Consider the following 15,452-nt stretch of genomic DNA (forward strand, 5'->3'; position numbering starts at 1 on the left):
GAAACGGCGGTCGACGAAACTGGAGAGGAGGTATTACGAGCTCCTGTGCGAATTGGAGAGAGCGCTCCCGCAAACTGCCTCTTGACAACTTATAGGAGCGTCGGTTTTTATTTCTCGAAATTCGGCATGCTTGAGGGTGATCGGTTAAACGTAGTAGATAGGCCCATTTCGTGGCGAACGAATCAGACTGAGGTGCAAAATAGCCCCCGCTCCAGAAAAATCGTCGGCAAGGTAGCAAAAGGCCCCGCGGGCAGGAGGCTGCTCGCGGGGCAAAGAAGAGGGGCTTGTTGGCGGCGGGCCAAGGCGCTCGGCGGGGAGTTTGCCGCGACCCGCTCTTAAGGCATTACAGCTCGACGAGCTGGCCGGTCTCGGCGGCCTCCTTGATGGCGTTGAGAAGCGTGAGCGTCTTGACGTTATCGGCGGGGGTCACGACGGGCTCGACCTCGCGGCGGACGACCTTCACAAAGTGCTTGAGCTGCATCTTGTGCGGCAGCGCCGGGTCCACAGCCGGGATCTCCATCTGCAGCGGCTTGTGCCAGTTAGAGGCGCCGTCGTAGGAGAACTGGTGCAGGCGGGGCAGCGACAGGGCGCCCTTAGTGCCGCCGATAAAGTAGGCGTCGGCGTCGAAGGGGCGGTACTGCGGATCCTCGCGAGCGGTTGCCTCCCAGTTCCAGGGGCTGGCGGTGGCGTCGGAGATGGTCATGCTCGCAAGTGCGCCATCGGCAAAACGGACGTTGACCACGGCGGAGTCCTCGGTCTCAAAACCGCGGGCGGCGCTGGACTGCATACCCTGGACGGCAACGGGCTCGCCCAGCAGATAGCGGAGTAGATCGACGTCGTGAACCAGGTTGACCAGGATCGGGCCGGCGCCCTTCTTGCGGCGCCACTCGACATCGAAATACTCGTCGTTCTTATAGATCATGTAGTGGAAGCTCGACACGGTGAGCTTGCCCAGCTCGCCGGACTCGATGATCTCCTTGGCCTTGTTGACGAAGGGGTTGTGGCGACGGTGCTGACCCACGAGCACGGGCACGCCGGCGGTTTCGGCCTCGGCGGCGAAGGCCTGGGCATCCTCCAGGTCGTTGGAGATCGGCTTTTCGACCAGCGGCACGATGTTACGCTTCACGGCCTCGCGGGCAACGCCCAGGTGCAGGTCGTTGGGGGTGGCGATGATGACGGCCTCGGGCTTGATCTCGTCCATCATCTGGGCGGGATCGGTGAAGAACGGCACGCCGGCGGCCTCGGCCGTGGCGCGGGCGCCCTCGAAGGCGTCGGCGATGGCGACGAGCTCGGCCTCGGGCTCCTCGGTGACAAAGCGGATGTGGTTGCGGCCCATGGCGCCGGCGCCGATAACGGCAATGCGGACGGGGTTGAGCTCAGACATTTCGACTCCTTAATGGTGGTGGCGATGGAGTGTGACAAAGGGACAGTCCCTTTGTCACATTGGCAATTGCTAAGCGGACTTCTTCTTGCTGTCGGAGACCATCATGTAGACGGTGAGCACGACGGCGATGGCGGCGATCACGATGGCGCCGTAGAAGGACTGCTGGTAGGCGGCGCTGCCAGCCTCGGCGTGATACAGCACGGCGGTGATGGGCTGGCTGATCCAGGTGGAGGCGGCGTAGCCCAAAAACATGATGCCGTAGTTGACGCCGATGTTGCTGGTGCCAAAGGCGCCACCGGTGAGCGGCGGGTAGATGACGAGCAGGGCGCCAAAGCTAAAGCCAAGCAGGGCGAGTGCGACAAAGAACATGCTCTGCGTAAAGCTCATCGACATGATGACGAGCGCGACGATGGTGACGACAAGGCTGATGAGCAGCGACTTGTAGGCGCCGAGCTTATCGATGATCTGGCCAAAGGACAGGCGGCCGACCAGGTTGGCGCAGGTGTTGACGGAGACCACCACGCCGCCGAGGGCGACGGCTGCGGCGCTCGTGGGGTCGGTGAAGAGCTGGACGGCGGCGATGGAGGCAACCTTGCCCACGAGCAGGGTGCCCGCGGTGGCGGCAAAGGCGAAGGTGACGATGAGGACCCAGAAGCGCGGGGTCTTGACCATCTCGCCCGGGGTGAGGTCGCCGAAGGTGCCGGCATGCGCGCCGCCCTTGGGGGCCTCGAAGCCCTCGGGCAGCCAGCCGGCCTCGGGGGCCTTCAGGAACAGGGCGGAGGCGGCGATCGTCACAAAGAAGATGACGCCGAGCGCCTTAAGGGCGCCAAAGATGCCCAGGCTCGGGATGAGCAGCGAGGCGAGCACCGGGGACAGCACGGCGGGACCGGCGGTCGAAGCGGCCAGGGTGATGCCGGAGGCGAGACCCTTCTTGTCGATGAACCACTTTTGGCCGGTGGTGAGCGCGGGGTTGTAGCCCAGGCCGTTGCCGATAGCGGCGACGAGCGAGAACCACAGGTAGAACTGCCACGGCTCGGTGACGGTGCCGGACATGAACCAGCCCACGCCGTAGCACACGGCGGCGGCGATCACGACGTTGCGCGGGCCGATCTTGTCGGAGATGCGGCCGGCGAAGATGCCCGTCACGGCCATGATGGTCTGAAAGACCGGGAAGGCCCAGGTAAGAGCGCTCGACCACTCGGGGTAGACGGCGAGTAGGTTCTTGCTCACGACGGAATACAGCGCGATGGAGCTGATGAAGAACATGGTGACGCACGCGGCGGAAAGCACGACGGCGCGACCCTTGTTGGAGTTGGTGGAAGCCATTGGACTCTTTCTAATCGATGCGGGGGAGGAGCGGGCGTGTCCGCGGGCCTCCCTGTTAGGTTGGTTTACTGGTCAGTCGGCTTGGCGACGCCGGACTCATCGGACCAAAGCTCGACACCCTTGTTCTTGAGGTAGTTGTCGGCATAGGCGCGACGGCCGCCGGGCTTGGCGGTGAGGTCGCCCATCATGTTGGAGAAGCCGCCGTCGACCTTGATGGCGTCGCCGGTGGTAAAGTCCGAGCGCTTGGACGCCAGGAACATGACGGCGTTGGCGATATCACTGACCTCGCCGATGCGACGCGTGGCGATCAGACGGCTGCGGCTCTTTTCGACCTCGGGGTTGGCGTAGAAGTTGGCCGACATCGGGGTCTTAACGAAGCAGGGCTCGACGCAGTTGGAGCGCACGCCGTAGGGACCCCATTCGGCGGCGAGCATCTTGGACATCATGTTGACGCCCGCCTTGGTGGAGCTGTACACGCCCGAGAACGTCTCGGGGGAGTGGCTGGCAACGGTCGAGATGTGCACCAGGCGACCCTGGCCGGCCTTGATCATTTCGCGACCAAAGCGCTGCGAGGTGATGAAGTAGCCGGTGAGGTTGACGTTGAGCACCTGCTCCCAGTCGCTCAGCGGCAGGTCTTCCATAGCGGCAAAGCGCAGGATGCCGGCGGTGTTGACAAGGACGTCGACGCGGCCGAAGTCGGCGATGGTGGCATCGACGGCGGCCTGAACCTCGGCCTCGTCGGTGGCGTTCATCTTGTAACCCTCGGCGTGGATGCCAAACTCGGCAGCGAGATCGGCGGCAGCGGCCTTGACCTTCTCCTCGTCCAGGTCGAGCATGACGACGTTGGCGCCATTGCGGGCGAACTCGCGGCAAATCTCGACGCCCATACCGCCGAGTGCGCCGGTTACGGCGCAGACATCGCCCTCGAGCTTAAGCCAATTGCTCATAGGAACTTCCCTTCTTGTGCCTCCCGGTGGGTCGCTCCCATTAACCGACCCACGTGGTTTTCGCTGGTTATCGTATGCTTTGCATTTGCGCAGGTGAATTGCATATTTGTTAGAATGGCGTTAACCGTAGGTTTATAGCTCGCAAGACGATGTGTCCTTGATTGAGTGTGTGACCTGCGAAAACAACCCCCTGTGGCACCATGTGGCCATGGGCGCGAAAACGGGAGATTGACGTGTACGATCGACGACTCGAGGCCATATCGGCCGCCGCGGAGCTGGGAAGCTTCTCGCGTGCGGCGGCAAAATTGCGCGTGTCGACCCCGGCGCTCGTCAAGCAGGTGTCGGGCTTCGAGGCCGAGTTCGGTATTACGCTGTTCGAGCGCTCGCATTCGGGCGTCAAAGTGACGCCGGCGGGTGCGTTACTGGTAGACGACGCGCGTTCGATCATGCGGCAGTCCGAGGACGCGCTGCGCCGTGCCCGACGCGCAGCGGGCGATGGCAGGGCCGTGCGCCTGGGCGTGTCGATGATGTGCCCGGGGCGCCAAACGCTGTCGATGTGGTCGGGCGTACGCGAGCTGGAACCGTCGCTGCGATTTGAGATCGTGCCGGTAAGCGACCTCTATGACGAGTGCGAGACCGTTATGCGCAGCTTGGGCCGCGAGGTCGATGTGGTGCAGTCGAGTTTTTCTACCCCACGCTGGGGCGACGCCTGCCAAAAGCTCCGCATCGTTAACGTGCCGTTTTATATCGACCTGCCGCGCACGAGCCCGCTGGCGCGCAAGAATCGCATTACGGTCGCCGACCTGGAGGGTATGCGTCTGCGCATACTGCGCCACGGCAACGACGCCATGGACAGCCTGCGCATCGACCTTTTGGCCGACGGCGGCGTGGACGTGATCGATGTGGACAGCTTTGACTTTGCGCTCTTTAACGAAGCCGAGGAAAAGGGCGACGCGGTGCTCACCTGTGGAGCGTGGTCGGGGGTGCACCCAGCCTTTGTGGGCGTGCCGTTCCTGTGCGGCCGCGAGGTACCGGTCTTTCTGCATTACCCGCTCGAACCAACCCTCCAAGTACAAAAATTCGTCAACGCCATGGCACAACTTCTCAAGTAGCCAAAAGAGTCCCGTCCCAAATTAGCTACCCTTTGCTATGGGTTTAGCGGTCCTCGCGTTGCGGCCCGGCTGCCTCGGCTGTCTTTACGCGGTTCTTGTCGATGTACATGCTTTTGTCGGCCTGAGAAAAGAGCTCACGCATCGTAGGCGGTTCATCAAAATCACTGGAAAGCGCGTAGCCCACCGCATAGCTGATAGGCATGTCGGGGTGAGCCCCGGAATACTCGTTCACGTTCGCGCGAATCCGAGCGAGACAGGACTCCACGGCAGCCCGATCGGCATCCCGCAGCACCGCGATAAACTCATCGCCGCCGTCGCGGCCCACAAAGCACGTCCCGGACGCCACGCGCCCCAGCTGCTGGGCAAAAGAACGGATGTATTCGTCGCCCTTCTCGTGGCCAAAGGTGTTATTGACCGTATGCAGATTGTTAAGATCGAAGACGCACACCGCAACGGGCTCCTCCGCGGAGACAGGCTGCTCCTGCCCCAAGATCTCCTCGCACTTGTTCTTGTTGGGCAGTCCTGTGGCTTCGTCGAGATAGACTTTGTTCTGCAGCTCGCGATTGAGTGCGGCAGTGCGCACCGCGCGAACAACTTCGACCGCAAAGGTCGCCACCAAGCCCACGATGTCGATGATCACCAAGCCCTCGAGATAGTTGAGCGCCGACGCCTTTTCCTGGGAATAGTCCTCTGCGAGTCGCGTAGCATCGTCGCAAATGCCAAAGAACTCCTCACTCATCGAGATGATGTCAGTGTTCTCGTAGCCGACTTCGCGCACGCGGGCAATCTCGGCGCAAAGCTCATCAAAATAGTTTGCAAGCTCGGTCATCTTTGCCTGATACTCATCGTCGTCGAGACGGACGAGGTTGAGGTCGTCACTTCCGTAACGCAAACCGTTGATGTATGAATCCACGGCTTTGAGCAGGTCATCTTGAGGCTGGCCCGCATCCTCGAGCTTAACGATTCGCTGCGTGGTACCGCGCACCAGACCGGCGTAGTTGACCACGCGCGCCGTGCCCTGGATATCGGAGACGAGCAGCATAACATTGATGAAGAAGAAGATGAGAACTGCCGTGAGCACCATCATGAGCAGGCGCACCGCCTGGCTGGCCTTCTTGGCGACAGAAGTATTCACAAGTTCACTTCCTCAAATGGCAAAAGCGCAGGTGGCGCATAGCGTGCTGAAATTCATGGGTGGTTAACTCTACCATATAGGCCAGCAGCCTCAAACTGCAGCAGACACTCGTCCAAATTGGCGTGACGCCTGCCTTGTTGTTCTTGACCTGGCTGCGCTATCGGACATGCTTCTGGTCTTGGATCACCATGGGAAAGCTCATCCCGTTTTGTGCGTCTAGAGTGGGATGCGGCTTCCCAAAGGTGCCGTTAGGGGAAACTACATCCCGGTTTACCCCCTTGAAATGGGATGCCGTTTCCCGGAGGGGGTCCAGCGGGAAACGGCATCCCATTCTGGGTCCGAAAAGTGGGATACGGTTTCCGGCCGGCATGAAAAAAGCCTCCGCAGCTCGTGTGGCTGCGGAGGCTTTATTCGTTGCGAAGCATTGTGTTTGGGTCGTTGAGATGAGTCGATTTGCCCCGAAAGAGGAGGGCATTGACCTTAGGGTCATGCCCGACAAATGAGCGGCAAATCGGCCATCTCGGCGGGCCGAACTACTCCAGCTCAAACGCTCCGGTGTACAGCTGGTAGTAATACCCGCGCTTGGCGATCAGCTCGTCGTGGTTGCCGCGCTCGATAATGCGGCCGTGGTCCAGGCAGATGATCGCGTCGGAGTTGCGCACGGTGGACAGGCGGTGCGCGATGACAAACGTCGTGCGGCCTTCCATGAGCTTGTCCATGCCGGCCTGCACGATAGCCTCGGTGCGGGTGTCGATGCTCGATGTGGCCTCGTCCAGGATCATCGCCGGCGGATCGGCAACAGCGGCGCGTGCGATCGAAATCAGCTGGCGCTGCCCCTGCGACAGCTGGGCGCCGTTGCCGGTGAGCATGGTGTCGTAGCCGTCAGGCAGGCGGGTGATAAAGTCGTCCGCGCCCGCGAGCTTGGCCGCCGCGATGCACTCCTCGTCGGTAGCGTCCAGGTTGCCGTAGCGGATGTTATCCATCACGGAGCCGGTGAACAGGTTCACGTCCTGCAGCACGACGCCCAGCGAGTGGCGCAGATCGGCCTTGCGAATCTTGTTGACGTTGATGCCGTCGTAGCGGATCTTGCCATCGGCGATGTCATAGAAGCGGTTGATGAGGTTGGTGATGGTCGTCTTGCCGGCACCGGTGGCGCCGACAAACGCGACCTTCTGGCCCGGCTTGGCAAACACGGACACGCCGTGCAGCACCTCGTGGTCGGGCGTGTAGCCAAAGTCGACGTTGTCCATGACCAGGTCGCCGCGCAGCGGTACGTACTCGATCTCGCCGGTTGCGCGGTGCGGATGTTTCCACGCCCACATGCCGGTGTGGTGGTCGGCCTCCTCGAGCTGCCAGGTATCGGGGTTGACCTGCGCGTTGACGAGCGTCACATAGCCTTCGTCGGTCTCGGGCTTCTCGTCGATGAGCTCAAAGATGCGGTCGGCGCCGGCGAGGCCCATGACCACGGCGTTGATCTGCTGCGAGATCTGGCCGATCTGTCCGCAGAACTGCTTGGTCATGTTGAGGAACGGCACCACGACGGCGATGGACAGCGCCATGCCCGAGATGCTCAGATTGGGCACGCCCAGCGCCAGGAAAATGCCGCCTGCCAGTGCGACCAGCACGTAGAGCAGGTTGCCCAGGTTCATAAGGATAGGCATGAGGATGTTGGCGTACATGTTGGCCTTCTGCGAGACCTCGAAGAGCTTTTCGTTGCGCTCGTCAAAATCGGCCTCGGCGGCAGACTCGTGGCAGAATGCCTTGACGACCTTCTGGCCGTTCATGACTTCCTCGATATGGCCCTCGACCACGCCGAGTTCGGTCTGCTGCGCAATGAAGAAGCGCGCGGAGTTGGAGCCGAGCAGCTTGGTCATAAAGGTCATAAAGACGACGCCGGCCACAATGACCAGGCACATCCACACGCTGTAGTACAGCATGATAAAGAATACCGTGACGATGACGATGGTCGTCATGAGCAGGTTGGGCAGCGACTGGCTGATCATCTGGCGCAGCGTGTCGATGTCGTTGGTGTAGTGGCTCATGATGTCGCCGCGCTGGTGCGTGTCGAAGTAGCGAATCGGCAGGTCCTGCATACGGTTGAACATCTTCTCGCGCAGCTTCTCGAGCGAGCCCTGCGTGACGATGGCCATGGCGCGGTTCCAGAAGAGCGAAGACAGGATGCCGATGCCGTAGATGCAGGCGAGGGTGGTCACGAGCTGTGCGATCTTGGGCTGTGCGGTCGTCCAATCGCCCGACTGCCACGATTCGCTAATAATCTGCAGGGCGCTCTGAAGGAAGGTCGCGCCGATGGAGTTGATGATGGCGCAGAGCACCACGCCGACGACGACGAGGGGCAAAAGCACGGGGTAGAAGCCAAAGAGCGTCTTGATGAGGCGCGACATGGTGCCACCCTTGCGGTTGAGCGCGCGCTCGGCGGTCGTTGCCTTACTCATGTGCCTCGCCTCCTTCCTTGGTCTGAGCTTGTGTTGCGGATGCCTCGGTGTCGGCTTCGACGGCCTCTTCGCCCTCGGCAGACATCTTGTTCTGCGAGGTGAAGGTCTCGCGGTAGATCTCGCTCGTCTTGAGCAGCTCGTCGTGGTTACCGATCTGCGCGATACGGCCGCCCTCCATGACGATGATGCGGTCTGCGTCCTGCACGGAGCTAATGCGCTGGGCGATGATGAGCTTGGTCGTGTTGGGCAGATAGCTTGCCAGCCCTGCGCGAATCTTGGCGTCGGTCTTGGTGTCGACGGCGCTGGTGGAGTCGTCCAGGATCAAGATCTTGGGGCGACGCAGCAGGGCGCGCGCAATGCACAGGCGCTGCTTCTGACCTCCCGAGACATTGGAGCCGCCCTGTTCGATCCAGGTGTCATAGCCCTTGGGGAAGCCGTCGACAAACTCGTCGGCGCAGGCCAGATGTGCCGCCTCGCGGACCTCCTCGTCGGTGGCGTTCGGGTCGCCCCAGCGCAGATTCTCGGCGATGGTGCCGCTAAACAGCACGTTTTTCTGCAGCACCATGGCGACCTGGTGGCGCAGGGCGTCCAAGTCGTAGTCGCGCACATCCACGCCGCCCACGCGCACGGTGCCCTCGGTGGTGTCGTACAGACGGGCGATAAGGTTTACAAGCGTGGACTTGGCCGAGCCGGTGCCGCCGATGATGCCGATGGTCTCGCCGCTCTTAATGTGCAGGTCGATATCGTCGAGCGCCTGGCGCTTCGCATGCGCGGAATACTTAAAGCTCACGTGGTCAAAGTCGATGGAGCCATCGGCGACCTCGAGCACGGGCTCGGCGGGATCGGCGATCGTGGGCTCGGCGGCCAGCACCTCGGTGATGCGGTGCGCCGATTCGTCGGCCATGGTCACCATGACAAAGATCATCGATAGCTGCATCAGGCTCATGAGGATTTGGAAGCCATAGGTAAAGATCGAGGAGAGCTGGCCCACGTCGAACAGCGTGCCCTGGCTCGTGATGATGAGCTTGGAGCCCAGGTAGATGATGACGACGAACGCGCCGTTGACGCAGATGTTCATCATGGGGTTGTTAAAGGCGAGCAGCTTCTCGGCGCGGGTGAAGTCCATCTGGACGTCGCGTGCGGCGGTCGCGAACTTCTCCTTCTCAAAGTCTTCGCGCACATAGCTCTTGACCACGCGCATGCCGGTGACGTTTTCCTCGACGGACTCGTTAAGGGCGTCGTACTTGTGGAACACGCGCGAGAAGATGGGACGCACCTTAAAGATGATAAAGAACAGCCCAAAGCCCAGCAGCGGAATGATGACCAGGTAGACCATGGCGACGCTGCCGCCCATGATAAATGCCATGGTAAAGGCGAAGATCAATACCAGCGGCGCGCGCACGGCGATACGGATGATCATCATAAAGGCCTGCTGCACGTTGTTGATATCGGTGGTCAGGCGCGTGACGAGCGAGGAGCTCGAGAACTCATCGATGTTGGCAAAGCTGAACGTCTGGATCTTGTAGAACAGGTCGTGACGCAGGTTCTTAGCGAAGCCGCAACTCGCATGGCTGCAGGTGACGCCGGCAGCGGCGCCAAAAGCAAGCGACGTCAGCGCGATGAGCACCAAAAAGCCCGCGGTGGGAAGCATCTCGGCTACGGTGGTGCCATCTTTGATGGCGTCGATCAGGTTGGCGGTGATAAATGGAATCAGCATCTCGCAGAGCACCTCGCCAAGCACGAGCAACGGCGTGGCAACGGTGACTTTCATATAGTCGCGGATGCTGCCCATGAGGGTTTTAATCATCCAGTTCCTCCCAGGTTACACGGATTTTATCGAGCATTTCGGCGAGGTCCTCGCGCTCGTCGTGGGTGAGCGCACTAAAGGCCTGCTCTCTAAAGCGAATGCGGGCTGCCTGGTCGATGCGGGCGTTTTCCCGGCCGGTCTCGGTCAGGCGAATGGTGAGCTGCCGTCGATCCTTGGGGTTACGGCTGCGCTCGATGAGGCCGTTGAGCTCGAGCTTGGACAGGATCTCGGAAAGTGACCCCGGCTTGAGGTCAAAGTGCATGCCGAGCTCCTGCTGCGACATCTCGCCGCCGGGTTGCTTGGCCAGCAGGCAGATGATGGGTGCCTTGCCGGACACGCCTCCGCCATGAAAATGCATGTAATGGCCGCAAAAGCCCAGATTATTGAGGATGCGCTTGGCAAGCTTGTCTTCCGAGCTAACCGCTTCGGGTGCATCCGCCGACCGTGACGGGTCGCCGCCGGGCTCGTGCGAACAAAGGCTAAGAGGTTCATCGCACATGAATTAGTGCTGCTCCTTTCTTTAGTTAGGTAGAGGAATTGTTTTGTGCCTAACCAATTTAGGAGCGCATAGATTGATTGTCAAGGTACCAAACTTATTATGTTCAAGCGGCACTTAGGGACGTTCCTTATGTGCCGGCACTTGGGGACACTCCTTGTGCTGATAGTCGTTGGGGACGTTCTTGTTTGCCTAGTCATTTAAGAACGTCCCCAACGACTAACTTAAAAACTATGCCGGATTACGGGGCTGAACGACGGATTGCCGACCATGCCGAAATTGGTAAAAAGAAAACCGCAGGTAGAAGGCTCGCTATGATTTGAAAATAGGGGGTGTGGTTGGCTCATTCAGGTTCAGCCCCGTAATCCGGCATAGTTTTGAAATGGCACTGAATAAGTGGCGGCAAATGAGCCGCAATGAAGCAAGCTAGCCCCTCGTTTCCGAAACCTTTCCGCAACAATTTGCCCTTCGTGCCGCTCGACTCCGCTCACAACGTCCCCTGCGTTACACTTAGTCGCACTGTGGCGCTGCCGCGCCGCGCCCGAAACAAGGGAGACCCTCATGAAGAATACTCAGCTGCTGCTGATTAACGATATGTGCGGCTACGGCAAGGTCGCGCTTTCCGCCATGCTGCCGGTGCTGTCGCACATGGGCTACCGTATCCATAACCTGCCGACGGCGCTCGTTTCCGACACGCTCAACTACCCCAAGTTCTACATCCACGACACCACCGAGTACGTGCGCCAAAGCCTCGCTATCTGGGAGGAGCTCGGCTTTGAGTTCGACGCCATCTCGACCGGCTTTATCGTGACCGAGGAAGAGACGCGTATCATCTCGGACTTTTGCCACCGCCGTGCGCAAAAGGGCACCAAGGTGTTCTTCGACCCCATCATGGGCGACAACGGCAAGCTTTATGCGGGCGTGCCCGAGTCCACGATTGGCCTTATGCGGCACCTGCTGGAGTGCGCAGACTACGCGGTACCCAACTATACCGAGGCGTGCCTGCTTGCCGATAGGCCTATCGCCGAGCAAATAACGCCCGATGAGGCCCGCGTCCTTGTGGACGCCGTGCGCGAGCTGGGTGCCAAGTCTGTGGTCATTACGAGCGCCGTGGTCAATGGCACGAACGCGGTTATCGGTTACGACCATGTAGTGGGGGAGTACTTCACGATTCCCTTTGAGCTCATTCCGGTCTATTTCCCGGGCACGGGCGACACGTTTTCGGCGGTGCTCGTCGGCCGCGTTATGGCAGGTTGGAGTCTGCAGCGTGCGACGTCCGATGCCATGCGTGTGGTGGCTGAGCTTATCGAGCGCAATGCCGACCAAGAGGACAAGTCGGCCGGCCTGCCCATCGAGGCCTGCCTGGACGTGATCGACCATGAGTAACGCTGACGAGGGCGGCGTCAAGCCTGCGGGCGAGAACAAGCCGCTCGGCGCGCCGCGTGGCAAGCGTCCGCGTATCCGCGTGAGCTGCGTGGACCAGCTGGGCACATGCCGCTGCCATCACGGGCACAAGCCGGGTGACGTCTTCGACTTCGACCGCGACCGCGGCAAGATGTGCGCCATGGCCTGCCATGTGGGCTTTCCCTATATCGACATCCTGCGCTATGGCGGTACCGTGCCCGGCAACGAGCCCGGCACGGCAAAGTTCTGCTGTCCCGAGGTCGATACGTTGAACGTCTGGCTCGCCGAGATCGTCGACGAGTAATCGAGCGAATCAATCGAGCGAGGTTTTTCTCCCTCAAAGATAACGAGCGTGGATTTTCTCCCGTTTAGAGCGCGCTTGAACGCTCAAAGTGGGAGATCATCCACGCTCGTTTTATGCCGATGGCGTGGCACGTGCGTCCGCGTGCTCGCTTGCCTATAACTGCTCGAGCATGGCCGTGCAGCCGGCGAGCACATCGCGGTAGGTGGCATCGAAGTTGCCGGTGTACCAGGGATCGGCCACGTCGCCGGGACGATCGGTCCAATCGAGCAGGCGCGAGATCTTGCTATCGGGATTGCTGCCAAAAATGCGACGCAGACCGCGCACGTTCTCGGCATCCATATAGACAATGTGGTCCCAGTCACCATACTCCGCGCGACGCACCTGGCGCGCACGGTGGGCAACGACAGGAATCCCGACTTCACGCAGCTTGGCAACGGTGCCACGATGCGGCGGATTGCCGATCTCCTCGGTCGAGGTCGCAGCGGAATCAATGGCAAACTCCGCCTCGCGTCCAGCGCGGCGCACCAGCTCGGTAAACACGGACTCAGCCATCGTCGAGCGACAGATGTTCCCATAGCAGATAAAAAGAATGCGTTGCATGAGCGGTTTCCTTTCGATCGTCCTCATCGAGCTCGAGTATCGCATCTACGCCTACGCCCTCGTCCGCTTGCGCTCCCAGCGAGCCAACTTAATCGTCACCAGCGTGAGTGCCCAGGCCACAAGCGAGAATGCGGCGCCCACTGCGCCCACGTACGCAATACCAATGCTGCTTACCACGGCGCCGCCCACCGCGGTGCCAAACGAAATGCCGACATTAAACGCCATGGGTTCTACCGAGCTCGCGAGCACCATCGATTTGGGATGGCGGCTGCGAGCCACGTCCATAAAGTGCGTGATGCACGACACCGAGAACAGGTACATGAGCATCGCCAGGCTAAAGACAAAGACAAGTGCGAGCGGCATGGCAGCGCCTGCGGCAAACAGCCCAAACAATGCCGCCGCCTGCAGCACAAACGTCACAAGCAGCGCCTTCATGCCAAAGCGCGCATCGATCCATCCGCCCAGGATGTTCGAGATCAGGCAGAACACGCCGTAGGCCATAAGCGTGGTACTGGCTTCGACCGTGCCCATGCCCAGCACCTGCTCAAGATAAGGCGTCACGTAGCCGTAGAACACATAGACCGAGCCCACGCCAAACAAAAAGATAAGCATGCCGGTGATGATACTCGGCTCGCGCAGCAGACTCGCCTGCTCGCGAAAGGTGGCGGGCTCGTCGGTTTGCCCAGCGCGCGGCATAAACGCCACGAGCGCTCCGCAGATCAAAACGGCAAAGGTCAGCGCGCCGTACATGGCAACGTGCCAGTCGAGCGTGTCGGCCACAAACTTACCGATCGAGGTCACAAAGACCATCGCCACGGAAAACGCACCATATACTACCGAGATGGCAAGCGAAGTTTGCTGCGGGGACAGAAGCTCAGGGATGTACGTTACGCCCACGGCGAGCAGCGCACCCGAGACAGAGCCCAGGACAATGCGCGAGATAAAGAGCACCTGGAAGTTGGGCGCCAGTGCCATAAACAAATTGCCAAGCACAAAGACGATGCTGTAGCACACGAGCAGCTGGTAGCGGCGGAATCGCCCCGTGCTGAGCGCAAGCACCGGCGTCGCGATGGCGTAGACCAGCGCGAACACGCTGATGAGCTGGCCCGCAGTGGCAAGTGATACGCCGAGTTCCGTCGCCAGGTCGCTTTCGATGCCGATGACCACGAACTCGGAGCAGCCGAGCGAGAATCCCAACAGCACGAGCAGCGCCAGGCAGAGCTTGGTGCGCGCAGGGGAGAGCGCGGCGGCGGTTGACTTACTTTTAGGCGTGGTTGCGGCGATCAAGGTTGTCACTCCAATGTCGCATTGATAAGCGGGATTCAATCCCTGCAACTCTAACAGAATGTGACAAAGGGGCAGTCCCTTTGTCACATTGCGCTGCCGGCCAGTCGCCCAAACCATCACAACATTCGATGAAAATCTCGAAATCGAGGAAAAGCGTCGAATGTTGTGACGGTTTTCGTGTTCGGCGCGGGTGAGCTTCGGTGCCGTCTGGGGGTATAAGGCTAGCGAGTGTTTATTTGCGAGGCCTAAGGGGCGCCCCGTATGGATATCGATAACTTTGAATGGTGGTATAGCGAGGGTGAGGCTCCGGACGAGGAGCGGGACGAGTCCATGCCGCGTGACGTGTCGAGCGACGAGGACGAGACCGGCAACGACGTCGCCGCCGATTCGGACGCCGCCCTCGACCCCGTCGAGCCCCTGACCTTCGAACAAGCTTGGGCCCAGGCCGAGGCAGACGAGGCCAAGGCCGACGCTACGGCCACGCTCGGCGAGCCAGCCGACATGTCCATCTCGCCGGCAAAGACCCCACAGCCGCGTCACACCATCGATCCCGACAGCACGGCATCCTTCAGCATTCTCGACGTGCCCTCGCAGGGCGCTCAGGCGCCCGCACCCACACGTCGCCCCAATCTGTCTCGCGAGGAAGATGCAGGACGTCGCTCGCCGCTCGGCCCCATCCTTATTGCCTTTATGGCCGGCGTTATCGCATGCTCGGTAATTGGAAACGTCTGGAGCCATGTCGAACAACAGCGAAAAGACGCCGCCAAGGTCGAGATGTCTGTCGAGCAATCGCTCGGTCGTACGCGCTCGGTACATGTGTCGGTCGAGGTCAAGGACGGCGCGACGTGGGACACCGCGCGCGGCGACAGCCAAATGCTCATCCACATCGTGGGGCGCACGCTCAAAGGGCAGACGATTGACGAGTATCAATACGTCAATTCCGCTGGTGACGGCATCGAGCTCAAGCCCGGCGGCTACGAGCTCACCGTCGATGAACCGCCCGTCGCCACCGACGGCACGCGCTTCCGTGCCTCAAAGCGCATGGTCCCCGTGAACTTTAACTCACAGGCGCCCGACACGGTCGACACCACACCGCAGGGTGGGTTCGACCTTTACGTAGATACCCAGTAGGCGCTCGCCGCTCATTCCGCTATGGCTACTCAATAATCGCCTGCCGTCCCGTCCCGCCGCCAAGAG

At 60.8% G+C, this 15,452-nt stretch carries 13 protein-coding genes; 4 read left to right on the top strand and 9 right to left on the bottom strand.

Going from position 1 to position 15,452, the window contains the following annotated elements; translation table 11 throughout:
• Positions 1-343: 343 nt before the first annotated feature.
• From KSY82_RS06915 to KSY82_RS06925, 3 genes are all read right to left on the bottom strand, one after another.
• The gene (locus KSY82_RS06915) at positions 344-1,384 is read right to left on the bottom strand and encodes a Gfo/Idh/MocA family protein (protein WP_217750651.1); all 1,041 of its coding nucleotides are present in this window, start codon (positions 1,382-1,384) and stop codon (positions 344-346) included.
• A gap of 69 nt (positions 1,385-1,453) precedes the next feature.
• Positions 1,454-2,710 carry an MFS transporter gene (locus KSY82_RS06920; protein ID WP_217750653.1) on the bottom strand — a complete coding sequence of 419 codons (1,257 nt, stop codon included), beginning with the start codon at positions 2,708-2,710 and terminating at the stop codon, positions 1,454-1,456.
• 65 nt (positions 2,711-2,775) lie between these two features.
• Positions 2,776-3,657, bottom strand: coding sequence for an SDR family NAD(P)-dependent oxidoreductase (locus KSY82_RS06925; protein WP_217750655.1), 882 nt, complete (start codon positions 3,655-3,657; stop codon positions 2,776-2,778).
• A gap of 233 nt (positions 3,658-3,890) precedes the next feature.
• Between KSY82_RS06925 and KSY82_RS06930 the strand changes: the two genes are divergently transcribed.
• The gene (locus KSY82_RS06930) at positions 3,891-4,769 is read left to right on the top strand and encodes a LysR family transcriptional regulator (RefSeq protein ID WP_368042044.1); all 879 of its coding nucleotides are present in this window, start codon (positions 3,891-3,893) and stop codon (positions 4,767-4,769) included.
• 43 nt (positions 4,770-4,812) lie between these two features.
• On the opposite strand, the gene KSY82_RS10560 is transcribed toward KSY82_RS06930, so the two are convergent.
• From KSY82_RS10560 to KSY82_RS06950, 4 genes are all read right to left on the bottom strand, one after another.
• Complete coding sequence (locus KSY82_RS10560; protein ID WP_217750659.1) at positions 4,813-5,904, bottom strand: GGDEF domain-containing protein; 1,092 nt, start codon at positions 5,902-5,904, stop codon at positions 4,813-4,815.
• A 533-nt stretch (positions 5,905-6,437) separates the two neighbouring features.
• Positions 6,438-8,357: an ABC transporter ATP-binding protein gene (locus KSY82_RS06940; protein WP_217750661.1), complete on the bottom strand. Its 1,920-nt coding sequence runs from the start codon at positions 8,355-8,357 to the stop codon at positions 6,438-6,440.
• Positions 8,350-10,164 (bottom strand): ABC transporter ATP-binding protein, encoded by a 1,815-nt coding sequence (locus KSY82_RS06945; RefSeq protein WP_217750663.1) that lies wholly within the window; start codon positions 10,162-10,164, stop codon positions 8,350-8,352. Before KSY82_RS06945 ends, KSY82_RS06940 begins: the two co-directional genes overlap by 8 nt.
• Positions 10,157-10,663 carry a MarR family winged helix-turn-helix transcriptional regulator gene (locus KSY82_RS06950; protein WP_217750664.1) on the bottom strand — a complete coding sequence of 169 codons (507 nt, stop codon included), beginning with the start codon at positions 10,661-10,663 and terminating at the stop codon, positions 10,157-10,159. The genes KSY82_RS06945 and KSY82_RS06950 overlap by 8 nt, the downstream gene beginning before the upstream one ends.
• Before the next feature lie 558 nt (positions 10,664-11,221).
• Here KSY82_RS06950 and KSY82_RS06955 point away from each other — a divergent pair.
• Entirely contained in the window at positions 11,222-12,046 is an 825-nt protein-coding gene (locus tag KSY82_RS06955; protein ID WP_217750666.1) for a PfkB family carbohydrate kinase, read from the top strand.
• Positions 12,039-12,368, top strand: coding sequence for a TIGR04076 family protein (locus KSY82_RS06960; RefSeq protein ID WP_217750668.1), 330 nt, complete (start codon positions 12,039-12,041; stop codon positions 12,366-12,368). Before KSY82_RS06955 ends, KSY82_RS06960 begins: the two co-directional genes overlap by 8 nt.
• A gap of 153 nt (positions 12,369-12,521) precedes the next feature.
• Here the strand turns inward: KSY82_RS06960 and KSY82_RS06965 are convergent, their stop codons facing one another.
• Both KSY82_RS06965 and KSY82_RS06970 read right to left on the bottom strand, forming a co-directional pair.
• A complete protein-coding gene (locus KSY82_RS06965) occupies positions 12,522-12,968 on the bottom strand; it encodes a low molecular weight protein-tyrosine-phosphatase (protein WP_217750669.1) in 447 nt (148 codons plus the stop codon).
• Positions 12,969-13,019: 51 nt separating this feature from the next.
• On the bottom strand, positions 13,020-14,264 hold the full coding sequence (locus tag KSY82_RS06970; protein ID WP_368042045.1) for an MFS transporter: 1,245 nt from the start codon (positions 14,262-14,264) through the stop codon (positions 13,020-13,022).
• Positions 14,265-14,516: 252 nt separating this feature from the next.
• On the opposite strand from KSY82_RS06970, the gene KSY82_RS06975 reads away from it, so the two are divergent.
• A complete protein-coding gene (locus tag KSY82_RS06975) occupies positions 14,517-15,386 on the top strand; it encodes a hypothetical protein (RefSeq protein WP_217750670.1) in 870 nt (289 codons plus the stop codon).
• Positions 15,387-15,452 lie beyond the last annotated feature (66 nt).

The sequence above is a fragment of the Collinsella aerofaciens genome (genome assembly GCF_019131995.1).
GTDB lineage: Bacteria > Actinomycetota > Coriobacteriia > Coriobacteriales > Coriobacteriaceae > Collinsella > Collinsella aerofaciens_S.